The 21,756-nt window shown below is 62.7% G+C and carries 22 protein-coding genes; 7 read left to right on the top strand and 15 right to left on the bottom strand.

The genetic code is table 11. The annotated features are described in order from the left end of the window. Positions 1–90: 90 nt before the first annotated feature. The 4 genes from CVE41_RS07760 to CVE41_RS07745 all read right to left on the bottom strand — a co-directional run bounded on the left by CVE41_RS07760 (position 91) and on the right by CVE41_RS07745 (position 3,059). Positions 91–1,320, bottom strand: coding sequence for a murein hydrolase activator EnvC family protein (locus tag CVE41_RS07760; RefSeq protein WP_100260134.1), 1,230 nt, complete (start codon positions 1,318–1,320; stop codon positions 91–93). A gap of 18 nt (positions 1,321–1,338) precedes the next feature. Beyond that, positions 1,339–1,761: a 23S rRNA (pseudouridine(1915)-N(3))-methyltransferase RlmH gene (locus CVE41_RS07755; RefSeq protein WP_100260133.1), complete on the bottom strand. Its 423-nt coding sequence runs from the start codon at positions 1,759–1,761 to the stop codon at positions 1,339–1,341. 131 nt (positions 1,762–1,892) lie between these two features. After that, positions 1,893–2,312, bottom strand: coding sequence for a ribosome silencing factor (gene rsfS / locus CVE41_RS07750; protein WP_100260132.1), 420 nt, complete (start codon positions 2,310–2,312; stop codon positions 1,893–1,895). Between the two features lie 69 nt (positions 2,313–2,381). Further along, positions 2,382–3,059: a nicotinate-nucleotide adenylyltransferase gene (locus tag CVE41_RS07745; protein WP_408633944.1), complete on the bottom strand. Its 678-nt coding sequence runs from the start codon at positions 3,057–3,059 to the stop codon at positions 2,382–2,384. Between the two features lie 309 nt (positions 3,060–3,368). Here CVE41_RS07745 and CVE41_RS07740 point away from each other — a divergent pair, with 309 nt between their 5' ends. After that, positions 3,369–4,454, top strand: coding sequence for a M23 family metallopeptidase (locus tag CVE41_RS07740; RefSeq protein ID WP_100261432.1), 1,086 nt, complete (start codon positions 3,369–3,371; stop codon positions 4,452–4,454). A gap of 19 nt (positions 4,455–4,473) precedes the next feature. After that, positions 4,474–4,863 (top strand): bactofilin family protein, encoded by a 390-nt coding sequence (locus CVE41_RS07735; RefSeq protein WP_100260131.1) that lies wholly within the window; start codon positions 4,474–4,476, stop codon positions 4,861–4,863. A gap of 103 nt (positions 4,864–4,966) precedes the next feature. Here the strand turns inward: CVE41_RS07735 and CVE41_RS07730 are convergent, their stop codons facing one another. From CVE41_RS07730 to CVE41_RS07710, 5 genes are all read right to left on the bottom strand, one after another. Beyond that, positions 4,967–6,670 carry a long-chain-fatty-acid--CoA ligase gene (locus CVE41_RS07730; protein WP_100260130.1) on the bottom strand — a complete coding sequence of 568 codons (1,704 nt, stop codon included), beginning with the start codon at positions 6,668–6,670 and terminating at the stop codon, positions 4,967–4,969. A 98-nt stretch (positions 6,671–6,768) separates the two neighbouring features. Next, the gene (locus tag CVE41_RS07725; protein WP_100260129.1) at positions 6,769–7,506 is read right to left on the bottom strand and encodes a DUF1013 domain-containing protein; all 738 of its coding nucleotides are present in this window, start codon (positions 7,504–7,506) and stop codon (positions 6,769–6,771) included. A gap of 117 nt (positions 7,507–7,623) precedes the next feature. Further along, positions 7,624–8,700 (bottom strand): glycosyltransferase family 4 protein, encoded by a 1,077-nt coding sequence (locus CVE41_RS07720; RefSeq protein WP_100260128.1) that lies wholly within the window; start codon positions 8,698–8,700, stop codon positions 7,624–7,626. Beyond that, the gene (locus CVE41_RS07715) at positions 8,697–9,602 is read right to left on the bottom strand and encodes a UDP-2,3-diacylglucosamine diphosphatase (RefSeq protein WP_408633943.1); all 906 of its coding nucleotides are present in this window, start codon (positions 9,600–9,602) and stop codon (positions 8,697–8,699) included. The genes CVE41_RS07720 and CVE41_RS07715 overlap by 4 nt, the downstream gene beginning before the upstream one ends. A 90-nt stretch (positions 9,603–9,692) precedes the next feature. Then, positions 9,693–10,682, bottom strand: a complete 990-nt coding sequence (locus CVE41_RS07710; protein WP_198507772.1) for an NAD(P)H-quinone oxidoreductase — start codon at positions 10,680–10,682, stop codon at positions 9,693–9,695. Between the two features lie 125 nt (positions 10,683–10,807). Between CVE41_RS07710 and CVE41_RS07705 the strand changes: the two genes are divergently transcribed. From CVE41_RS07705 to CVE41_RS07685, 5 genes are all read left to right on the top strand, one after another. Next, positions 10,808–11,008: a DUF1192 domain-containing protein gene (locus CVE41_RS07705; RefSeq protein WP_100260126.1), complete on the top strand. Its 201-nt coding sequence runs from the start codon at positions 10,808–10,810 to the stop codon at positions 11,006–11,008. A gap of 142 nt (positions 11,009–11,150) precedes the next feature. Continuing rightward, on the top strand, positions 11,151–13,541 hold the full coding sequence (clpA, locus tag CVE41_RS07700; RefSeq protein ID WP_100260125.1) for an ATP-dependent Clp protease ATP-binding subunit ClpA: 2,391 nt from the start codon (positions 11,151–11,153) through the stop codon (positions 13,539–13,541). A 69-nt stretch (positions 13,542–13,610) separates the two neighbouring features. Then, positions 13,611–14,615: a ligase-associated DNA damage response exonuclease gene (locus CVE41_RS07695; protein ID WP_100260124.1), complete on the top strand. Its 1,005-nt coding sequence runs from the start codon at positions 13,611–13,613 to the stop codon at positions 14,613–14,615. Between the two features lie 2 nt (positions 14,616–14,617). Beyond that, positions 14,618–16,210, top strand: a complete 1,593-nt coding sequence (locus CVE41_RS07690) for a cisplatin damage response ATP-dependent DNA ligase (protein WP_100260123.1) — start codon at positions 14,618–14,620, stop codon at positions 16,208–16,210. Positions 16,211–16,257: 47 nt separating this feature from the next. Further along, positions 16,258–16,767: a DUF1993 domain-containing protein gene (locus CVE41_RS07685; RefSeq protein ID WP_100260122.1), complete on the top strand. Its 510-nt coding sequence runs from the start codon at positions 16,258–16,260 to the stop codon at positions 16,765–16,767. On the opposite strand, the gene CVE41_RS07680 is transcribed toward CVE41_RS07685, so the two are convergent. The 6 genes from CVE41_RS07680 to hemB are packed head-to-tail and all read right to left on the bottom strand — an operon-like array spanning position 16,751 to position 21,722. Next, positions 16,751–17,038: a DUF167 domain-containing protein gene (locus CVE41_RS07680; RefSeq protein ID WP_100260121.1), complete on the bottom strand. Its 288-nt coding sequence runs from the start codon at positions 17,036–17,038 to the stop codon at positions 16,751–16,753. The genes CVE41_RS07685 and CVE41_RS07680 overlap by 17 nt on opposite strands. After that, positions 17,019–17,585: a gamma carbonic anhydrase family protein gene (locus CVE41_RS07675; RefSeq protein ID WP_100260120.1), complete on the bottom strand. Its 567-nt coding sequence runs from the start codon at positions 17,583–17,585 to the stop codon at positions 17,019–17,021. Before CVE41_RS07675 ends, CVE41_RS07680 begins: the two co-directional genes overlap by 20 nt. Then, on the bottom strand, positions 17,567–18,139 hold the full coding sequence (locus CVE41_RS07670) for a GNAT family N-acetyltransferase (protein ID WP_100261430.1): 573 nt from the start codon (positions 18,137–18,139) through the stop codon (positions 17,567–17,569). Before CVE41_RS07670 ends, CVE41_RS07675 begins: the two co-directional genes overlap by 19 nt. Further along, on the bottom strand, positions 18,132–18,686 hold the full coding sequence (locus CVE41_RS07665; protein WP_100260119.1) for a GNAT family N-acetyltransferase: 555 nt from the start codon (positions 18,684–18,686) through the stop codon (positions 18,132–18,134). The genes CVE41_RS07670 and CVE41_RS07665 overlap by 8 nt, the downstream gene beginning before the upstream one ends. Further along, positions 18,683–20,728, bottom strand: coding sequence for a spermidine synthase (locus tag CVE41_RS07660; RefSeq protein WP_100260118.1), 2,046 nt, complete (start codon positions 20,726–20,728; stop codon positions 18,683–18,685). The genes CVE41_RS07665 and CVE41_RS07660 overlap by 4 nt, the downstream gene beginning before the upstream one ends. Beyond that, on the bottom strand, positions 20,721–21,722 hold the full coding sequence (hemB, locus tag CVE41_RS07655; RefSeq protein WP_100260117.1) for a porphobilinogen synthase: 1,002 nt from the start codon (positions 21,720–21,722) through the stop codon (positions 20,721–20,723). The genes CVE41_RS07660 and hemB overlap by 8 nt, the downstream gene beginning before the upstream one ends. Positions 21,723–21,756 lie beyond the last annotated feature (34 nt).

Genomic DNA, 21,756 nt, shown 5'->3' with positions numbered 1-21,756 from the left:
CGAACGAATGCGCATTGTATAGCGCTCGCGGCGTGAATGAAAGATGAGCCGCATACCGTACGTTAAAGGAACGGTTTTTCGACCGACCGCCTAGCGCAAGTGGTCGAGCGGATTGACCGGTTCGCCATCCCTGCGCAGTTCCAGCGCAATCAGCGATTCCGTCACGCCGCCCTGCCCGAGCGGTGAACCGGCAGTAACCTCCTGACCGACCGCTACCGTCACACGCGAAAGACCGGTGACCAGGCTGGTCCAGCCGTTCTCGTGTTCGATGATCGCGATTGCGCCGAACCCGCGATAAGGCCCTGCAAATACGACGCGTCCCGCACCCGGGGCCACTGCCTGCGCCCGCGAGCGAGACGCCATGACCAGGCCGGAGCTGCGCTCGCCGGTCGCATTCGCATCCCCGAAACCGGTGACGATCCGCCCTGCGACAGGCAGGAGATAGCGATCGGGCGCCGCGGTCGCGCTTGGCTTAGGCCTCGGTAGGGCCGACGGCCCCGCGCTTGCGGCAGGGGCGCTGCCGGGACGTAATACGGGTCCGGGAAGAGCGGCCAGTCGGCTTCGCACCGAGGCATTGGCTTCGAGGCCGCCGACCAAGGCATCGAGATCGCGGGCCTCTTCGGCGAGGAACAGGGCTCGCTCAGCCTCTCGCGAAGCCCCGCCAGCAGCGCGCTGCGCGGCGAGACGTTCCTTTTCCGCCAGCGCGGCCATATTGCGCCTGCGCGTTTCGAGGCTGGCTTCGGCGGAGCGCAAGCTGCCGAGCGTTTCCAGCTGCCGCTTTTCCAGATCGCGCGCGAGATCGAGTTCGGTGCGCAGGCTGGCTGTCCGCTCGCGCACCACCGGCATGGCGGCGGACAGGGCTGCCCTCGTATGGACGACGTCTTCGAGCGAGCCAGGTTGCAGCGCGGCCAGCGCCAGAGGGCGCCGCGCCATCGTCTGGAGCGCGGCGGTCAGGCGCATCAGAGGCTGGCGTTTGCGGGCGAGCTGGCGATCGAGGCCGTCGCTCTGGACCTTTAACAGGGCCAGTTCCGCCTGCGCGGCGGTGATTGCGGCCTCGGATTGCTGGACGCGTGCAGCAAGGGCTGCCGCCTCGCTCTGGGCCTTCCCGGCGCTGACCTGCGACTGGGCGGCCTGCCGCTCCAGCCGCTCGGCACGGGCGCGGGCGTTGCGCTGTTGCTGGCGTGCAGTCTCGAGTGCAACGCGCGCTCCGGCCGCATCGAGGCTTGCTGTGCCAATGGTGCCACCGGGCGCCGCAAGGCCCGGCAAGGCGAGAGCGAGCGGGACCAGCAGGGCAAAGGAGATGGCTGCGACACGGATCATGACGCCATTACTGCCGCATCAACCGCTGCGATGATAGGGGTGACCCGCGATGATCGTCGTTGCGCGGTACAATTGTTCGGCGAGCATGGCGCGCGCCAGCAGGTGCGGCCAGGTTGCCTTGCCAAAGGCGAGCAGCAAGTCAGCGTCACGCCGCTCTTCTTCTGCATGGCCATCTGCTGCGCCGAGAACGAAGCGACACTCGCGCATACCGTCATCGCGCCAGCGCTCGAGGAACGCCGCGAGCTTTTCGGAGGAAAGATCCTTGCCCCGTTCGTCGAGGAGTACGGTCTTGTAAGGAGTTTGCGGATCGGGGATGCGGCCGCCCGTTTCCGGCAGCTCGGTGAATTTGACCGGCCAGGTCATCCGCTTCTCGTAGCGCGCCACGAGCTCCGCCTCCGGGGAACGTGCAATCTTTCCGCGAGCGATGACATGAAGAAGCAAGGCAATACCTCTGGGTTGGCACCCCTTCTTGGCCACGGCAATCAGAGGGCGACTGCCCGCCCGAAGGTGCCCGCAGCGAAGCGGAGGAATGGCACCGAGGACGCTCGCGCGGATGCGCGAGCGCAAGACCGTTACGCCATGCCGGCTACCGGTGGTGCGTCACCGAATGCCCACATACGCTCCAGATTGTAGAAGCTGCGGACTTCGGGGCGGAATAGGTGCACCACGACGTCACCGGCGTCGATCAGGACCCAGTCTGCGGCCGGAAGGCCTTCGAGCTTCACCGGGCCGAAGCCTTCTTTCTTGACCGCCTCGGCAAGCTTTTGAGCCATCGAAGCAACCTGCCGGGTCGAACGGCCCGAAGCGATTACCATGTAATCGGCAATCGAGGTCTTCCCCTCGAGATCGATGGTCACGATCTCCTGGGCTTGGTCGTCGTCGAGGTGCTTGAGCACGAGCGAAAGCAGCGGATCGTCCTTGGCCTCAGCCATGCGAACCACTTTCGCCGTGTCGGTTCCGGAACTGGCCGGGTTGGTATGCGCCTGTGTCATAGGCGTGCATCGTACTCCTGAATGCGGGGGTCGAAGAGACCGTGGGTATCATGGGAAAGACAACGCGCATCATGGCGCAGTTGTTTCCTCCCGTGACGGGATCGGACGATGAGTCACCTGGTCTCGAAGGGTTTTACCGGCGTGGCGCGATGCCCAGTCGGGATCGGCGCGGCGAATAGCCGTGGCCGAACGCGGGTCGGGATCGAAACGTAATGTCACCAGTGCCGGTGAGCTCCATTCGCCCCCATTTGCAAAGCTGGCGAGAGGAACACGAAAGTGCCTCAGCCAGGCCATCGCGGGGCTTGCGATAGCGGCACCATCATAGCCGGGCCGCGCGATGACCGCAATCGGCATCATTCTTGCGATCCCCCGCCAGTCGCGCCAGCGGTGGAACTGGGCGAGATTGTCCGATCCCATGAGCCACAGGAAGTCATGCTTGGGATAACGCCGCTTGATCGCGCCTAGCGTATCGACCGTATATCGCGTCCCCAGCTCGCGCTCGATCGCGGTGGCGCGAATCGGCGCGCGGCGCGCTTGCTCCATCGCCGAGGACAGGCGCGCGGCAAGCGGTGCCATTCCTTCCTTTGGTTTCAGCGGATTACCGGGCGATACAAGCCACCAGATTTCATCGAGCCCCAACGCCTCTCGCGCGAACAGGGAAATGCGCCTGTGACCGCCATGCGCGGGATTGAAGCTCCCGCCCAACAGGCCGATTCGGCGTCCATTCGCGCGGTTCGTCATTCCCATCGCCTAGCAGCCCCGCAAATGCTTGTCAGCGCGCCAGAATCGGACCGAATCGTTCGGCACGTGGTAAACGCCGACTTAATCTTTGGTTCCCTCGTTTGATCGGAAATTTCGCGTCATTGAAACGACTCGTCCCGTCAAATCATCGACTCGTGGATTCGGGTAAGGGATTATTCGATTTTCCCGGGAACCTTTGTTAGCGATCACAAACAAGGGTCAAAGACCAAGGGACGGGTCGTTTTGGATATAGACAACGCAAGCGGCGGGCGCATTGCCCGTATCAAGAGCTGGTTTCCGGATCGCGAATTCTTCATGCGCTCCGAAGGCCAGGTACGCTTCATCACCATCTCATCGCGCGTACAGATCACCGCAGCGGCGATTGCCGTATCGGTCCTTCTGGTGTGGGCGCTGTCGATGGCGGTCGCCGGATGGGCGCAGTATCGCGCCTCCGCAGATCGCGATCTCCTGCTCGATCGCGAAGCCAAGGTCGCCACCCAGGAAGAACGTTTCGCCGCCTATAGCGAAGACCTCGACGCGGTGAGCGACGATCTCGACCGTCGGATGGGGTTTATCGAGGGCGTGACCGAACTGCTTCCGGCAGACCTCAAGGTGGACACGGCCGTATCCGATTCGACTGGTGAAGCCGCTGCTACGGTCGAAAAGGTTTCCGCCGCGTTCCCCGAAGCCGCCAAGCTGGCACGTATCGAGGCACGCCAGCTTGCCGTGGTCGAAGGACTGACCCGCTACGCCGACTGGCGCGCCGAGCGCGCCGCAGAAGCGCTCAAGAAACTCGACCTCAATCCCGCCCAGGTGATCCGCACCAGCCGCAACCAGGCGATGGGTGGTCCGCTCGACGGGCTGGCGACTGCCGCCGACGGCTCGATCGACCCGCGTTTCGAGCGCCTCGGTCTCTCGATGGAGCGCATGGCTGCTCTCGAGCAGGCTCTCGAAGGCGTTCCGCAGTTCGCCCCGGCTCGCAAGGACCTTATCTCGTCGGGCTTCGGATATCGCCGCGATCCCTTCAATGGCCGCGCCGCGATGCACAATGGTCTCGACTTCAGGGGCGCGACCGGAACGCCGATCTATGCCGCCGCCAAGGGCCGCGTCACCTTCGTCGGTCGCAAGGGCGGTTACGGCAACACGGTCGAAATCACTCACGGCAACGGCCTGATGACGCGCTATGCGCACATGTCGCGCTTCAGTGCCAAGGTCGGCCAGCAGGTCGGCGCAGGCGACACCATCGGCGCGATCGGCAGCACGGGTCGCTCCACCGGTCCCCACCTCCACTTCGAGGTCCGGATCAACAATCGAGCGGTCAACCCGCGCACCTTCCTGGAGACAGCCCCCCATGTTCTCGAAGAAATCCGCCGAGCACCCGAGCTCGCCCACGCCCATTAATTCCGGACGCAGCGCACCCATGGCCAGCAAGAGCAATTCCACGTTTTCGGTCCTCGGTTCGGACCTCGCCATCAAGGGCGACATCAAGGCTTCGGCCGACCTTCATATCGACGGCAGCGTCGAGGGCGACATTTCCTGCTCCAGCCTGGTGCAGGGCGAAACCAGCACTGTCACCGGCGCGATCAAGGCGGAAAGTGCGCGGCTGGCCGGTACGGTCAACGGATCGATCACGGCCCGCGAACTGGTCATCCTGAAGACCGCCAAGATCAATGGCGATGTGTTCTACGATGCGCTGACTATCGAACAGGGCGCTCAGGTCGAAGGCCGCTTCGCGCACCGCGATGCAAAGTCGACCGCCGCCGCTCCGCAGCAGCAGGCAAGCAAGCCGGACCTCCAGGTAGCCAGCTGAAGCCAGTTAAAGTTTGGAGGGGATGAAGGCCGCCCTGCGCACGACGCAGGACGGCCTTCTTCTTTTCGGGAACGGCTTTTCTTCAGAAACGGGCGGGATGCCGCTAGTCGAGTACTTCGGCGCGCAGGGCTTTGCGGTCGAGTTTGCCGATCATCGTTTTGGGCAGTTCCTCGCGGACTTCGACCGCGCACACGCGCTCGTGCTTGCCGATGCGGGCGTTGAGCCATTCGCGGAGGGCATCTCCGTCCGTCTCGGCATCGCCGTTCAGCGTCACATAGGCTTTCGGACATTCGCCAAGGTAATCGTCCGGAATACCGATCACGAGTGCTTCCTTCACCGCGTCGTTTTCGAGCAGGACGTCTTCGACCTGGCTCGGGAATACCTTGAACCCGCCCACGGCAATCATGTCCTTGATGCGATCGACGATTTCGAGGAATCCGTCTTCGTCCATCGTCGCGACATCACCCGTGCGAAGATAGCGTTTGCCGTCGCGCTCGACGAAGGTGTCGGCATCGGTATCCGGACGGTTCCAGTAACCGCGCATGATCTGCGGTCCATGGACTGCCAGTTCGCCGGGTTCGCCTTCGGGCGCAAGCATCGTGGGAGCTTCCTTGTCGAGAAAAATCACCTCGGTGCCCATTACCACTTGGCCGATCGTGCCTTTCTTGCGCACTCCCTCATAGGGATTGGCCGACACCACGCCCGAACTTTCCGTAAGTCCGTAGCCTTCGACGATGCGAACTCCGGTCGTCTCCTCGAACTTGGTGTGCACCGGCGCAGGCATGGGCGCGCCCCCGGAAATGCACACCTTGATCGAAGAGACATCGGTCGAAGAGAGCTTGGGGTGGTCGAGAAGTGCCTGGAACATGGTGGGGACGCCTGGAAACCCGGTCGTCTTGTACCTTGCGATGGTATCCAACACCTGCCCCGCCTCGAAGCGCGGAACCATGGCAATCGAAGCACCTGTAACCATGGCGTGGTTCAAGAGCGCGGTATTTGCGAACACGTGGAAGAACGGCAAAGCGCCCATGAAAACTTCGCTCGAAGGATCGCCGTAAGGGTTGAGGCCGGCGACCTGCTGCGCGTTCACCGCAAGCTGAGAATGACCGAGCATGGCGCCCTTGGGCCGCCCCGTGGTGCCCCCGGTATACTGGAGCAAAGCGATATCGTTCTCGATATCGATATTGGGCAGTTGGGGCGGTCGTCCATCCAGCCAGTTGGCCCAGGCGAGGTCGCCCTGGACATCCGACCAGCGCCGAACCGAAGCAGTCAAGTTCCCCTTGGGCAATTTGGCGATCTGGCTGCGCTTGAACAGCTTGTAGGCAACGCCTTTCAGCGACGGGAGCATATCCGCCAGCGATCCGACCACCAGCCTTTCGAGGCTGGATTCCTCAAGAACCTGTTCTGCGGTCCCGTACAGTTCCGGCACATCGACGGTCACGAGGGCGCGGGTGCCGGAATCTTCGACTTGCCAGCTCAGTTCCTCGACCGTGTAGAGCGGCGAGAAGTTTACGACGATCGCACCCGCCATCATCGCACCATAATATGCCGAGGCGTAGATCGGGACATTGGGCAGGAACAGTCCGACCCTGTCGCCCTTGGCGATCCCCATTTCGATCAGTCCCGCAGCGAAGCGCTGCGCATCGGCGAAAATCTCTTCGTAGGTATAGGTCCGTCCCAGAAAATGGAGGAACGGCGCCTGCGGATTCTTCGCGGTCGTCTTGGCCAGCAGATCGGGCAGGCTGGCCACTTCGAACTTCGTGTCCCACGGCGTCGGATGGTGATAGGTATAATTGCTTACATCCATGTCAATAACATGGCCTATCTCGCACTAAACGCAAGCAAAAAGGGCGGGCGAAGCCGTTTGCCCCGCCCGCCCTTTGCGTCTCGTATGTGGCCTGAATTTCAGCCTTCGTCGGCAGGGGCAGCCGGTGCTTCGCCCTCTTCTTCGGCGGCGCGCTTGGCACGCAGCCATTCTTCGGCTTCGGCTTCCTGTGCAGCTTCGGCTGCGGCCTTCTCGTTGGCGTCGCGTTCTGCGCGCAGTTCTTCGATCAGCTTTTCGCGATCGCTGACGCCGCTGGGCGCAGGCGCTGATTCTTCACCCTCTGCGGGGGCAGGCTTGTTCTTGGCTGCCTTGGCAACGACCGCGTCGAGTTCGCGCTGCGAACACAAGCCCAGAGTAACCGGATCCTTCGGCTGGATGTTCTGGATGTTCCAGTGGCTGCGCTCGCGGATCGCGGTGATCGTGTTGCGCGTGGTGCCGATAAGCTTGGAAATCTGCGCGTCCGACACTTCCGGGTGGCTACGCAGCAGCCAGGCGATGCCGTCGGGCTTGTCCTGGCGCTTAGAGACCGGCGTATAGCGCGGACCCTTGGTCCGGCTTACGGCCACGGGCGCACGCTGCATCTTCAGGCGGTATTCCGGATCGGCCTGACCCTTTTCGATTTCGCCCTGCGTCAGCTCGCCCGAGTGGAGCGGGTCGCGACCGGTGTACTTGCTGCTGGCGAGATCGTCGGCCATGGCCTGGACTTCCAGGATGTGGAGGCCGCAGAATTCGGCGATCTGCTCGAACGAAAGACCGGTGTTGTCGACCAGCCAGGTGGCGGTCGCATGCGGCATCAGCGGAGTCGGTTGGTCGGCCATGAATATGCCTTTTCTCAAGTCTGAAAATAGAAGGGCCGCCCCTCGCGGAGCGGCCGTTGCCCTTCGCATGTAGGCGACAGGTGCGGATTCGGCAAGCGCGATCAGCCCGCCGCCCGCTCAGGCGCCGATTGGTTCCCGGTGCGAGAGCGGCGCAAGGCCATCGAGGAATTGCGCGCTGGCCGCTTCCCACGAATACCGCCGCGCAAAACGGGCGCAGGCCTTGCGGTCGCAATAAAGTGCGGCATCGATCGCCCTCTCGAGCTGAAACGAAAGCGCCCCGACCTCGTCGGATACGATGTCGCGCGGTCCTGCAACAGGAAAGGCGGCCACCGGCGTCCCGCAAGCCAATGCCTCTATCATGACGAGGCCGAAAGTGTCGGTGAGGCTGGGAAAGACAAAGACGTCCGCGCCGGCATAACAACCGGCAAGCTCGCTTCCGGTCCTGCGGCCAAGGAAGAGGGCATCGGGATAAGCCCTGCGCAGATGTTCGAGCGCCGGACCGTCGCCGACCACCACCTTGCTGCCGGGACGCGAGGAGTCGAGGAAAGCTTCGAGATTCTTCTCTACCGCAACTCTCCCGACATAAAGCTGGATCGGCCGCTGGAGGGTCTCGAACTCCGGTGGCGGCGCCGCGTCAGGGGTAAAGCAGTCGAGGTCGACGCCCCTGCTCCAGTGATGGAGGCGGTCCAGGCCATGCTCCCTCAGTTCCGTGCGGATGCTCGGCGTTGCCACCAGGATCCGGCTTGCCGGTCGATGGAACCAGCCGATGTAGCGCCAGAACCAGTCGCTTGGCAGGCGGGTGCGCTTGGCCAGATATTCGGGAAACTGGGTGTGGTAGGCGGTGGTGAATTCTATGCCATGCTTCACGCAGTGATGGCGCGCCGCCAGCCCCAGCGGACCTTCGGTCGCTATATGGATGGCATCGGGGGTGAAAGCACGCAGGCGCGCGGAGATCGTCGCCGGGCTCGTCAGTGCGAGCCTGATTTCGGGATATGTCGGGCACGGCACGCTGCGAAAGGCATCGGGCGAGATGACCACCACATCATGGCCCAGCCTGCGCAGATGGTCGCACGTCGTGGTAAGCGTACGGACCACTCCGTTAACCTGCGGCAACCACGCATCAGTGACGATGGCGATCCGCTGGGGGGAGATGGCAGGCCCCTCGAATTCGAGCGCCAATCGCTGCGCGTTCATGCGGCCTGCATGGCCGGTGCCGCCTGCGCGGCCTTCTCGGCCTCGCGCTTGGCGATTTCATCGGGCCAGTGGAGGATTTCCATGGTGCCGTCGAAATGCTCGACCAGCGCGGTGCAGCCTTCGACCCAGTCGCCGTCATTGTAATAGGCGACCTCGCCCTCGCCATGCTTGAAAGCGCGCATTTCCGCGGTGTGGATGTGACCGCAGACCACGCCGTCCACACCGCGTTCGCCCGCGGCCCGCGCGACTACCGATTCGTACTTCGAGATGAACTCGACGGCATTCTTCACCTTGTGCTTGGCCGCTTTCGAAATCGACCAGTACGGCAGCCCCAGCAACTTGCGTACCGAGGCGACCCAGCCGTTCAGCTTCATCATGGCGTGGTAAAGCGCATCGCCTACGAAGGCGAGCCAGCGATGGGCGAGCATGACGGTATCGAACTCGTCGCCGTGCAGCACCATCAGCCGGCGGCCGTCGGCGGTATCGTGGAAAGCCGCGCGAGCGATCTCCACCCCGCCGAAATTCATGCCAGAGAAGGGCCGCACCATCTCGTCGTGATTGCCGGGAATGTAGACGATGCGCGTACCGCGATGTGCGCGCTTGAGGATGCGCCAGACAATGTCGTTGTGTTCGGCTGGCCAGTAGAATTTCTTCTTCAGCCGCCAGCCGTCGATGATGTCGCCAACCAGATACATCGTGTCGCTGTCGGTGTGGTCGAGGAAGTCGATCAGCAGTTCGGCGTTGCAACCCTTGGTGCCGAGATGGATATCGCTGATCCAGATTGTGCGGAAGCGGCGGCGCTCCTCGAGGCTGGTGCGTTCGGGCACCTTTGGCTTGACCGGCAGGAAGCTGGAAACATTGGCGAAAGCGGTAAGGTCGGGCGTGAGATTGGTCATGCACATTCCCCCTGAATCTGGGACGTGCATGGCAGGCAATTGTTACGTCAGCATCGCAGGTGCGTTACACAAGCGCGTCTTTGCTACGGTTCGGAGTCAGTCCTCGCCGGACACCTTGAGCACGATTTTTCCGATGTGATCGCCCGCTTCCATGCGGGCATGGGCGGCGCCGACTTCGGTCAGCGGGAACACTTTGTCCATAACCGGAGCGACCGTGCCATCCTCGAACAGAGGCCACGCGTGGTTGTAGATTTCGTCCGCGAGCAGTGCCTTGAACTCGTCCGAGCGCGGGCGCAGCGTCGAGCCGGTCATCGTCTGGCGCTTGCTCATCAGCTTGGCCATGTTGATTTCCGCCTTCATCCCGCCAAGCACGGCAATGGTCACATGGCGCCCGTCCACAGCGAGACAATCGAGATTGCGCTGCACGTAATCTCCCGAAACCATGTCGAGGATCACGTCCGCACCCTGGCCCGCGGTGAATTCGTTCACCTTCTCGACGAAGTCCTCGGTCTTGTAATTGATTGCGAGGTCTGCCCCGACACCGCGCGCGGCTTCGCACTTTTCGTCGCTTCCGGCCGTGGTCACGACCTTGAGGCCGAATTCCTTGGCAAGCTGGATCGCCATGGTGCCGATCCCGCTCGTGCCGCCGTGAACGAGGAAGGTCTCTCCGTCGCGCGCCCAACCCCTCTCGAAGACATTGTGCCACACGGTGAACAGGGTCTCGGGAATTGCGGCAGCTGTCGCCATGTCCATGTCGCGCGGGACGGCAAGGCAGTGTTCGGCATGGGCGAGGCAGTATTCCGCATAGCCACCGCCCGAAACCAGGGCACAGACCGGGCGATTGAGCATTTCGGGTGCGGCTTCGTCACCGATCGCCACGATCGTGCCCGACACTTCGAGCCCGGGAATGTGCGATGCGCCCGGGGGAGGCGGATAGAAGCCCTGGCGCTGGATCACATCGGGCCGGTTCACGCCGGCGTGATCAACCTTGATGAGGACCTGTTTGCCGGAAGGGACCGGAACGAGCTGGGTCTCGGCACGAAAAACCTCCGGACCGCCCGGGGCATCAAAGCCCATCGCGGTCATCGCTTCCGGCAGATTGCTGGCCAAACCTTCCCCCCTTCTTCCCTATGCAGCCCGGCGGCCACGAAGCGGTGCATTAACGCGCAGCCGTGTTGACAGCAACCGCTCAAAGGCAGAGCATGGCCGCCATGGATGACGACGCCCGTCCACGCCCCAAAGGCGATGCCGCCAGCCTCCTCGCTGGAGAGGATCTGGCACCCTATTCCATAGACGAACTGGCCGACCGTATCCGTCTCCTGGAAGACGAGATCGCGCGGGTTGAAAAACATCGCCTGATGGCCGCCGCGCATCGCGATGCGGCCGATTCCCTGTTCGGGCGAAAGGATTAGGCGATGGTCGGGGGGCTGAAATCTCGCCGCCCGCTTCCCATATGCACGAAACACGCCGCAGCGCGGTCAGCTTTCGTCAAGCTTGATCCCCTAGGCTCTCCCTGTCTCGCCGTTTTGCGAGTCCCTCGAAAGTAGGATCCGAATGCCAAGTTTCGCCGCGAACCTCGAAAAGACCCTTCACGCAGCCCTCACCGATGCGGGCGAGCGTCGTCATGAATATGCGACGCTGGAGCATTTACTGCTCGCGCTTATCGGCGACGAGGATGCCGCCCAGGTCATGACCGCCTGCGGCGTCGATCTCGGCGAACTGACCACTGTCGTGACCCAGTATCTGGAACAGGAATACCAGTCGCTCAAATCCGACGACGGGGCCGATCCGCAGCCTACTGCCGGCTTCCAGCGGGTAATCCAGCGCGCGATCCTGCATGTCCAGTCTTCGGGCAAGGACACGGTGACCGGCGCGAACGTGCTGGTCGCACTGTTCTCCGAGCGAGACAGCTACGCCGTTTATTTCCTGCAACAGCAGGACATGAGCCGTCTCGATGCGGTCAGCTTCATCAGCCACGGGATCGGCAAGGGCGGAAAGCAGGTCGAAGGCCGTTCGCCACAGGGCGCGGAAGAGGCGCCAAACACCGACGCGCCGGAACAGGCGAAAGGCGCCGACAAGAAGGAAACCGCGCTCGACCAGTTCACCGTCAACCTCAACAAGAAGGCGGAAGACGGACGGATCGACCCGCTTATCGGACGCGGACCGGAGGTCGACCGTACGGTGCAGATCTTGTGCCGCCGGTCGAAGAACAACCCGCTCTATGTGGGCGATCCGGGCGTCGGCAAGACCGCCATCGCCGAAGGTCTTGCCCGCAAGATCGTCGAGGGCGACGTGCCCGAAGTACTGCAGGATGCGGTCATATATTCGCTCGACATGGGCGCACTGTTGGCAGGCACCCGCTATCGCGGCGACTTCGAAGAGCGGCTGAAGCAGGTCGTGAACGAGCTCGAGAGCATGCCCGAGGCCGTTCTTTTCATCGACGAAATCCACACGGTGATCGGCGCCGGCGCAACCAGCGGCGGCGCGATGGATGCGTCCAACCTGCTGAAGCCTGCGCTTTCCAGCGGTTCGATCCGCTGCATCGGTTCGACCACCTACAAGGAATTCCGCAATCACTTCGAAAAGGACCGCGCGCTGCTGCGCCGGTTCCAGAAGATCGACGTGAACGAGCCGACGATCGAGGATACGATCAAGATCCTCAAGGGCCTGCGCAGCGCCTTCGAAGAGCATCACAAGGTCAAGTACACGCCCGATGCCCTCAAGACCGCCGTGGAACTGTCGGCGCGCTACATCAACGACCGCAAGCTGCCCGACAAGGCGATCGACGTGATCGACGAAGTGGGGGCGATGCAGATGCTGGTGCCGCCCAGCCGCCGCAAGAAGAAGATCACCGCGCGCGAGATCGAGGCCGTCATCGCGACCATGGCCCGCATCCCGCCGAAATCGGTGTCTAGCGACGACAAGAAGGCTCTCGAGAATCTCGAGCGCGACTTGAAGCACGTCGTCTTCGGGCAGGACCCGGCAGTCGAGAAGCTGTCGACGGCCATGAAGCTGTCGCGTGCAGGCCTGCGCGATCCGGACAAGCCGATCGGCTCGTTCCTGTTCAGCGGCCCCACCGGCGTGGGCAAGACCGAAGTCGCGCGCCAGCTCGCCTCGATCATGGGTATCGAACTCAAGCGCTTCGACATGTCCGAATACATGGAACGCCATTCGATCAGCCGCCTGATCGGTGCGCCTCCGGGCTATGTCGGTTACGATCAGGGTGGCCTCTTAACCGATGCGGTTGATCAAAATCCGCACTGCGTGCTCCTGCTCGACGAAATCGAGAAGGCTCACCCGGACCTATTCAACATCCTGTTGCAGGTGATGGATAACGGTCGCCTGACCGATCATCACGGCAAGACGGTCGATTTCCGCAACGTGGTTCTCATCATGACCACCAATGCGGGCGCATCGGACATGGCCAAGCAGGGTATCGGTTTCGGCGACGTGTCCAAGGAAGACGCGAGCGAAGAGGCGGTGAAGCGGATGTTCACCCCGGAATTCCGCAACCGTCTCGATGCGATCGTGCCGTTCGGTTACCTCAACAAGGCAACCGTCGCACGCGTGGTCGACAAGTTCATCCTCCAGCTCGAACTTCAGCTGGCCGAACAGAACGTCGATATCCAGTTCGATGCTGAATCGCGCGCCTGGATGGCGAATAAGGGCTACGACAAGCTCTATGGTGCGCGGCCGATGAGCCGCCTGATCCAGGAAAAAATCAAGCAGCCGCTCGCCGAAGAGCTGTTGTTCGGCAAGCTGGCCGATGGCGGCGAGGTCGCGGTGACGATGAAGGATGGCAAGCCGTCATTCGAACTCACGCCGGCTCCGCCCAAGACCAAGCCGAAGCGCAAGCCCGCGGCGAAGAAGAAGGCGGCGCCCAAGAAAAAGCCCGACGCAGATGCCAGCGAAGGCGGCAGCAAGGGTGATAAAGGTAAGGACTGACATCCTGCCATAAGCAATCGAAGGGGCGCGGATCGGGAACGGTTCGCGCCCCTTTCGTTTGAGTCGGCGATGGCCGCGCCTTTTTCCTGGATCAAACCCGAACCGCACGGGATCTACATCGAGCCGGCGGATTGCTGGGTCGATCCTTCAAGGGCCGTCGACAAGGCTCTTGTGACGCACGGCCACGCCGACCACGCACGCGGCGGCCATGGCCAGACCGTTGCCACGCCCGAAACGCTAGCGATTATGAAGTTGCGCTACGCAACTTCCGATGGTGCCACGCCTGCCGAATATGGCGAGACCATCCGCCTGCCGGGCGGTGTCGATGCTACCTATATTCCTGCAGGCCATGTGCTCGGCAGCTCGCAGATCCTGCTCGAACATGCGGGGGAACGGGTGATCGTGACTGGCGACTACAAGCGCCGGGCCGACCCCACCTGCCCTCCGTTCAAAGTCACGGCCTGCGATATCTTCATCACCGAAGCGACCTTCGGCCTGCCAGTGTTCTGCCACCCCCCGATCGAAGAAGAGCTGGGAAAGCTTATTGACCGCCTGGCCGCCCACCCGGAGCGTTGCGTGCTCGTAGGCGCTTATGCGCTGGGCAAGGCGCAGCGGGTCATCGCCGAATTGCGCCAAGCGGGACATAAGAATCCGATCTACCTGCATGGCGCGATGGAAAAGATGTGCCGCCTCTACGAGGAGCACGGCGTCGATCTGGGCGAGCTGCGGCTGGTCGCCGACCACACGAAGGAGGACATGCGCGGGGCCATCGTTGTGTGCCCGCCATCTGCGCTGAACGATCGCTGGAGCCGCCGCCTGCCCGATCCGATCACTGCCATGGCAAGCGGCTGGATGCGTGTGCGCCAGCGTGCTCGTCAGCGAAACGTCGAATTGCCGCTGGTGATCTCGGACCACGCGGACTGGGGCGAGCTCACCCGCACGATACGGGAAGTCGATGCGCAGGAAAACTGGATTACCCACGGACGCGAGGATGCGCTGCTGCGATGGTGCCAGCTCCACCAACGCCGCGCGCGGGCGCTCGCCCTCGTCGGTTACGAAGACGAGGACGATTGAGCGTGGAGGAATTTGCCGCCCTCGTCGATGCGCTGGTCTACACGCGTTCGCGCAATGAGAAATTGCGGCTGATCGCGGAATATCTGAGGGCCACACCCGATCCCGACCGTGGCTGGGCCTTGGCTGCGCTGGCCGACGGGCTGGATTTCCCGGCGGTGAAAAGCTCGACGATCCGCAACCTCATGAAGGATCGGGTCGATCCGGTACTGTGGACGCTCAGCCGCGATTTCGTCGGTGATACGGCGGAGACCGCCAGCCTCCTCTGGCCGGCACCGGAAGAACCGCCCTCCCCGCCGACGGTCAGCGAAGCGGTCGAACTCCTTTCCTCTATGAACCGCAAGAGCGTCGTCACCGAGTTGCCGCGCCTGCTCGACAGGCTCGACGCATCGGGCCGCTACGCCTTGTTGAAGCTCGCAACAGGCGGGATGCGCATCGGCGTCTCGAGCCGGCTGGCGAAGACTGCGCTGGCGCAGGCTTTCGACGTGTCGGTCGACGAGGTTGAGGAGTACTGGCACGGCCTCGCTGCGCCCTACCCCGAGCTGTTCGACTGGGCCGCTCATGGCAAGGACCCGCCGGACATCGAGAACCTGCCGACCTTCCGGCCGTTCATGCTCGCCCATCCGCTGGAAGACACGGTCGTCGACCTGGCGGAATATGCCGCGGAGTGGAAATGGGACGGCATCCGCGTCCAATTGGTTCGGGCTGGTGGTGAAACGCGCCTGTATTCGCGTAGTGGCGACGATATTTCGGCTACATTCCCCGAGCTGCTTCATGCGCTTCCCTTCAATGCCGTGCTCGACGGTGAATTGCTGGTGCGCGGAAGTGTTCAGGGCGGCGAAGCGGGCGGCGCGGCCAGTTTCAACGCGCTCCAGCAGCGGCTGGGACGCAAGACCGTAAGCAAGAAAATGCTCACCGAAGCGCCTGCTTTCGTGCGCCTCTATGACGTCCTCATCGCCGAGGGTGACGACCTGCGCGAGAAGGACTGGACCAGTCGCCGCGCGGCGCTGGAAGGACTGATGGTGCGCTTGCCGGAAAGTCATTTCGACCTTTCCAGCCTGGTGGAAGCGCGCGATTTCGAGCATCTGGCAGAAATCCGCGAAGGCAGCCGCGACGATGCGATCGAAGGCCTTATGCTGAAGCGCAAGGACAGCCCCTATATCGCGGGACGACGCGTGGGCTACTGGTACAAGTGGAAACGCGATCCGCTGCTGGTCGACTGCGTATTGATGTATGCCCAGCGCGGCAGCGGCAAGCGATCCAGCTTCTTTTCCGACTACACCTTCGGGTGCTGGGACGGGGATCCCGACAAGGGGGCCGACCTGCTACCCGTCGGGAAGGCATATTCCGGCTTCACCGACGAAGAACTGAAGAAGCTCGACCGGCATGTGCGCAGCAATACCGTCAACCGCTTCGGGCCGGTGCGCGAAACGGATAAGAGCCTGGTCTTCGAGGTGGCGTTCGACAGCGTGCACGAGAGCAAGCGGCACAAGTCCGGCCTCGCCATGCGCTTTCCACGCATCCACCGCATCCGCTGGGACAAGCCGCCGCACGAAGCGGACCGTATAGAGGCGCTGCGCTCGCTCGTGAGGGATTGACGCCGCGGCTGCTCCGGCTAGGCCAAGTGCCTGTCCGGGAGAATTCGATGACACCTCACGACCTGCTGATACCGACCTGGCGCAACATGCTGCGCGCGCTTTCGGGAATGACCGACAAGGCCTCCACCCACGACAAGGGCGATGCGCTGCTCGCTGAAAAGCTGGCAGACGACATGCTTCCGCTATCTACCCAGTATCGGTTCGTGACCAACCTTCCGGGCGAGGGACTGGCCCGCCTTGCCGGGCTCGATTTCACCTCCAGGGACGAGGATCCGGCAACGTTCGCCGAGGCCAAGGCGCGGATCGGCGAATCCCTGGAGATGCTCGAAAAGGTCCAGCCGGATGACTTCCTCGACGCAGGGGCGAAATTCGACATGACGCTCCCCATCGGCATGACGTTCCACCTCTCGGCGCAGGAGTATGCGCGCGACTGGGCGCTACCGAATTTCTATTTCCACACCAGCACGGCCTACGCGATCATGCGCATGAACGGTGTCAATCTCGGCAAGGCGGATCTTGTCCCGCACATGGGCGCCTACGTCAAACCGGCAGGGTAATAGCAAAGAGCTTTTCGCGAGAAGTTGCGCCGCGCAACAAATGCACATGCGAGGGCGCAATCTGCAGGGCCTCGGCCAGAAGCTCGCGCACTGCCTCGGTGGCCGCGCCATCCTGAGGCTTGGCGCGAACTTTGACGGACACCTTGCCGTTCTCGATCAGGATTGCCTGGGTACGCGCTCCCGGTGTGACGCGTACCGGCAGCCGGCCCTTCGGGTCGATCAATGCAAGTAGCGCAGCCGCTTCCGGCAGGTCAGCTCTTGAGCGCTTCATCCACTGCCACTGAATGGTGACGGGCGTTCTCGGCATAATGCGCGGTGCCCATGCGCATGCCCATGACTGCCGCTTCGTCGAGATCGCGCATCTTCCGGGCAGGTCGGCCGCCCCATAGCTCCCGCTCTCCCATGACCTTGCCTTCCGTCAGCATGGCGCCGGCAGCGAGCATGGCATCGCTGCCGATCACGGCCTTGTTCATCGCGATTGCGCCAAGCCCGACGAACCCGCGGTTTTCGATTACGCAGCCGTGGATCATCGCCATGTGGCCGATAAGAACGTCATCGCCGATGATGAGCGGTGAGCCATCGGGATCGCCGGGGCGCGGCGGGTCGCAGTGGAGCACGCTGCCGTCCTGCACATTCGTTCGCTCCCCGATCACGATGCGGCTTACGTCCGCACGCAGCACGCAATTGTACCAGATCGAGCTTTGCGCGCCGATCGTGACATCCCCGATGATCGTGCATCCGGGCGCGATGAATGCGCTGTCGTCGATCTTCGGGGTCTTGCCGTGGATCGGCACGATGTTCACGCCGGGGCGGTCCATTTTTTCTTCTCCCATTCTTCGCGGGTCAGGCTGTACTGGATGACGTGGCGGTCTTCGGGCGGGTAGTCGGGATCGTCGAAGTCCAGGTCCACCCGCCGCGTCATGCCGAGCCTTTCCATCAGTTTCCAGCTTCCCACGTTCGCTTCGCTCGTCAAGGCGACGACGTGGGGCGCATCGACACGGCCGAATGCCCAATCGAGTACCGCCTCCATCGCCTCGCGCGCATAACCCCGCCTCCAGCGGTCTTCGCGGACCAGCCAGCCAACCTCGTGATCACCCTGGTTCGGAGCAAGCGAGCTGTCGACCTGCTTGATGCCGCAATGGCCCACGAGGTCGCCGCTACTTTTCTCGATCATCATCAGGAAGCTGAAACCGTGACGGGCATATAGCGCCTGGGCCTTGGCATGCTTGGCCTCGATTTCGTGCATCTCCTTCACGCCGCCCAGCCTAGCCATCACGGTGGGAGTGTTGAGCACGCGCATCTGCTCCGCCGCATCGCTTTCTTCGATGGTCCGCAGGATCAGGCGATCGGTTTCGGCGATTATGTCAGCCACGCCAGCTGTCCGCATCGATGGAGTAGACGATGATGACCGGGTTTTCCTTGTCGAACTCGTCATTGGCAAAGTCCAGATCTTCGCGCCGCCGCATGCCGAGCCGGTCCATCAGGCCCCAGCTGGGAGAATTGCCCGCGACGGTGAGCGCAATAACCTCTTCGGCCCCGAAGCGGCTGAAAGCCATATCCAGAGAGGCAATGGCAGCCTCTTTCGCGTAACCCTTGCCCCAGGCATCTTCGCGCAGGCGCCAACCGACTTCCATCATGCCAACCGGACCACCCGCCTGATTGCAGCGCTTCAATCCGCAGAAGCCGAGGATTGCGCCGTCGCTCTTGCGCTCGATCACCCAGAAGGTGTGTCCATGTTCCCGTTCGTAGGAAATCAGACGGTTTTGCGCAGCCGCACGCTTGTCTGCATCGCACACACCGCCAAGCCAGCGCATGACCGAGGGAGTGTTGGTCGCCTCCCAGAAGAGGGGCCAGTCTTCGTCATTCCAGTCGCGTAGGACCAGCCGTTCCGTTTCGCACCGGAAGGGCCCGTCGATCATTCGATGATGTCCGCCTTGAGGTGGGGCAAGACCGAAGCATAGTCGTCCGTCCAAAGCCGTTCGGCAGGCTCGCCCAATGGCTCCCAACCTTCTTGCTCGGTTATCTGGTCGACTTTCGAAGAATCGGAGCTGAGCGCGATCCAGCCGGAGGTAAATGTCCGCGCCTCCTTGTTTTCGGGATCGTTGCGGATGGTCGCGGTAAGCCCGGCATCGCGAGCCAGGGCTTCGATCACCGGCTCCAGCTTTATGAAGCGATTGCTGATATGGATGAGCAGCACGCCGTCTGGCTGCATGACCCGCCGATACACCGCGATTGCCTCGCGCGTCAGCAGGTGGAGCGGGATGGAATCGGACGAGAAGGCATCGATGACGAGCACATCGAAAGTGTTGTCGGGCAAGGCCGCCAGTTCGAGGCGGGCATCCCCGATGATGGTCCGCGCCTCGGGCGTGCATTCCGACAGGTAGGTGAACTGGCCGCGTGTCGAATAGTCGAGGACCGCGGGGTCGATTTCAAAATAGGTCCATTCCTGGCCGGGCTGGCGATAACAGGCGAGCGTACCAACTCCGAGGCCGACCACACCGATATGCGCTTCTTCACCGAACAGCCCGGGCGTCTTCGCCAGCACCCTGCCGACACCTGAATTGCGCCCATAATAGGTCGTCGGCTGCGTGCTTCCGTCCAGCTGCATTCCGTGCGTGGTGGTGCCATGGATCAGCCAGCGCGTTCCGTCGTTCGGTTCTGCGACCGTGTAGATACCGAAGTAACTGCGCGTCCTGTCGCCCACGGTGCTTAGAGCGATCTGGGTCGTCAGGCCGGTGATCATCATCACGCCGAAAACCGCCACGACCAGCCCGACCCGAATGAAATTCTCTCGGACCTGGATTCGCGCAAGCAGCGGCTTCCAGTCATCAAGTGGCAGAAGCGCCACCAGCGCGATGATCAGGATGGGATGCTCCCAGGTCCAGTCGAACAGGACTGGCGCGAACAGGGCGGTGAAAGCGCCGCCAATCACCCCGCCGAGCGACATGAAAAGGTAGAAGCGCGTAAGATCGCTCGCGGGTGGGCGCAGCGAATAGAGGCGGGCGTGTAGCGCAACCGCTCCGATGAAGAGCAAGGCAATCGTGGCAATCCCGGCCGTTACGCCCAGGTCCGCTTTCTCGCCGATCGAGAGTGCAGCGCAGATCGGCACCAGGATCGGCGCGGATCGCACGAACAAACTTGCCAGCTTGCGATTTTCAGCAAAGGCGATCGAGAAGGAGAGCAGGTAAAGGCCAAGCGGGATCACCCACAACAGCGGCATCGCCATGATGTCGGTTGTGAGGAACGTGGTGGTCGACAGCATCAAGCCCGATGGCACGGCGGACAAGATCAACCAGAATGCAATCGTGGAGCCCTTGATCTTGGTACGAGCTTCTTCGGCGGCATGTGTAACAGCAACCGCCCTGCGCCGCGCGAAGGCGACGCTTGCGACGAGCAGGACCAAGGCGCCGTAACCGATCGTCCAGAGCTGGCTTTGCTCGCCAAGCGGAAGGATGGGCTCGACCAGCAGCGGATAGGCGAGCAAGCCCCCGAAACTTCCGAGGTTGCTAGCCGCATACAGCGGATAAGGATCGCCTGCCCCTTCTCCGGCGGCATACCAGCTTTGCATGAGCGGCGCCTGTGCGGACACGGCGAAGAAAACCGGGCCGACGGTCAAAAGGAAAAGCCACGGTACCCAGACGACTTCCCAACCGGGGGACGCGGCTCCACCCGCCTTAAGGGCAAGCGGCAAGGTAAGGCCGGCCAGCAGGAGCAGTGCGATATGGATGGTCGCCTGGCGCTTGATCGTGAAGCGGCCGATGAAATGGGCGTAGGTATAACCGCCCAGAAGCAGCGCCTGGTAAACCAGCATGGCGCTGTTCCAGACGTTCGGGGCCCCGCCAAGGCGCGGCAGGGCCATCCGTGCGACCATCGGCTGCACCATGAACAGCAGGAAGCTGCCCACGAAGATTGTGAGAGTGAAAAGCCAGCGGCGCGAAGTTGCGCTGCCCGTGTCAGTCATTGAGCAACCGTGCCGCCACAGGCGCATGATAGGTTAGTACGCCGGAGCAACCAGCGCGCTTGAAGGCGACGAGCTTCTCCATCAGCAGTGCGTCGCGGTCCCCGATGCCGGCTGCCGCGCCCGCCTCTATCAACGCATACTCGCCGCTCACCTGGTAAGCATAGACCGGAATTCCGAATTCCTGTTTCGCGCGCCAGATAACATCGAGATAGGCGAGACCCGGTTTCACCATGACACTGTCGGCGCCCTCGGCGATATCGAGCGCGATTTCGCGCAAGGCCTCATCGCCATTGGCCGGATCCATCTGGTAGCTCTTCTTGTCGCCCTTCAGCAGACCGCCAGACCCCACGGCGTCACGGAATGGCCCGTAGAATGCGGAGGCGTATTTCGCGGCGTAGCTCATGATCTGGACATTGGGGTGCCCGTTCATCTCGAGCGCCATGCGGATCGCTTTGACGCGGCCGTCCATCATATCCGACGGAGCGACGATATCCGCCCCCGCTTCGGCCTGGACCAGCGCCTGGTCCACGAGCACCGCGACTGTATCGTCATTCAGGACATAGCCCGTCCCATCGACGAGACCGTCCTGTCCGTGGCTGGTATAAGGATCTAGGGCGACGTCGGTCAGGATACCGATGTCCGTCCCACAAGCATCGCGGACCGCCTTGATCGCACGACACATCAGATTATCCGGATTGAGCGCTTCCGCACCGTCCTCGCTTCGCTTTTCGGAAGGGGTGTTCGGAAACAGGGCTATGCACGGTATCCCGAGCTCGACAGCCTCCTTGGCGCGCTTCGCGATACCGTCGATAGACCAGCGCGACACACCGGGCAGGCTTGCGACCGGGTCCTCAACACCTTTACCTTCGGTCACGAAGAGCGGCCAGATGAGGTCGGACGCAGTCAGCACGGTTTCGCGCTGCATTCGGCGACTCCAGTCATGGGCTCGCGTGCGGCGCATGCGGGTGGCTGGGTAGGATGCGTTGCTCGTCATGTGACCCCTGTGTCGCAATCGCTAAGGCGGTTCA

It is taken from the genome of Qipengyuania seohaensis, from assembly GCF_002795865.1.
Lineage (GTDB): Bacteria > Pseudomonadota > Alphaproteobacteria > Sphingomonadales > Sphingomonadaceae > Qipengyuania > Qipengyuania seohaensis.
This window is presented reverse-complemented; position numbering and strand designations above follow the sequence as displayed.

Bases quoted from the DNA above. Each gene is read 5' to 3' on its own strand.
- CVE41_RS07760 (WP_100260134.1), bottom strand. From the start codon at position 1,320: ATGATCCGTGTCGCAGCCATCTCCTTTGCCCTGCTGGTCCCGCTCGCT.
- rsfS (WP_100260132.1), bottom strand. From the start codon at position 2,312: ATGACACAGGCGCATACCAACCCGGCCAGTTCCGGAACCGACACGGCG.
- CVE41_RS07745 (WP_408633944.1), bottom strand. From the start codon at position 3,059: ATGGGAATGACGAACCGCGCGAATGGACGCCGAATCGGCCTGTTGGGC.
- CVE41_RS07740 (WP_100261432.1), top strand. From the start codon at position 3,369: ATGCGCTCCGAAGGCCAGGTACGCTTCATCACCATCTCATCGCGCGTA.
- CVE41_RS07735 (WP_100260131.1), top strand. From the start codon at position 4,474: ATGGCCAGCAAGAGCAATTCCACGTTTTCGGTCCTCGGTTCGGACCTC.
- CVE41_RS07730 (WP_100260130.1), bottom strand. From the start codon at position 6,670: ATGGATGTAAGCAATTATACCTATCACCATCCGACGCCGTGGGACACG.
- CVE41_RS07725 (WP_100260129.1), bottom strand. From the start codon at position 7,506: ATGGCCGACCAACCGACTCCGCTGATGCCGCATGCGACCGCCACCTGG.
- CVE41_RS07720 (WP_100260128.1), bottom strand. From the start codon at position 8,700: ATGAACGCGCAGCGATTGGCGCTCGAATTCGAGGGGCCTGCCATCTCC.
- CVE41_RS07715 (WP_408633943.1), bottom strand. From the start codon at position 9,602: ATGTGCATGACCAATCTCACGCCCGACCTTACCGCTTTCGCCAATGTT.
- CVE41_RS07710 (WP_198507772.1), bottom strand. From the start codon at position 10,682: ATGACCGCGATGGGCTTTGATGCCCCGGGCGGTCCGGAGGTTTTTCGT.
- CVE41_RS07705 (WP_100260126.1), top strand. From the start codon at position 10,808: ATGGATGACGACGCCCGTCCACGCCCCAAAGGCGATGCCGCCAGCCTC.
- clpA (WP_100260125.1), top strand. From the start codon at position 11,151: ATGCCAAGTTTCGCCGCGAACCTCGAAAAGACCCTTCACGCAGCCCTC.
- CVE41_RS07695 (WP_100260124.1), top strand. From the start codon at position 13,611: ATGGCCGCGCCTTTTTCCTGGATCAAACCCGAACCGCACGGGATCTAC.
- CVE41_RS07685 (WP_100260122.1), top strand. From the start codon at position 16,258: ATGACACCTCACGACCTGCTGATACCGACCTGGCGCAACATGCTGCGC.
- CVE41_RS07680 (WP_100260121.1), bottom strand. From the start codon at position 17,038: ATGAAGCGCTCAAGAGCTGACCTGCCGGAAGCGGCTGCGCTACTTGCA.
- CVE41_RS07675 (WP_100260120.1), bottom strand. From the start codon at position 17,585: ATGGACCGCCCCGGCGTGAACATCGTGCCGATCCACGGCAAGACCCCG.
- CVE41_RS07665 (WP_100260119.1), bottom strand. From the start codon at position 18,686: ATGATCGACGGGCCCTTCCGGTGCGAAACGGAACGGCTGGTCCTACGC.
- CVE41_RS07660 (WP_100260118.1), bottom strand. From the start codon at position 20,728: ATGACTGACACGGGCAGCGCAACTTCGCGCCGCTGGCTTTTCACTCTC.
- hemB (WP_100260117.1), bottom strand. From the start codon at position 21,722: ATGACGAGCAACGCATCCTACCCAGCCACCCGCATGCGCCGCACGCGA.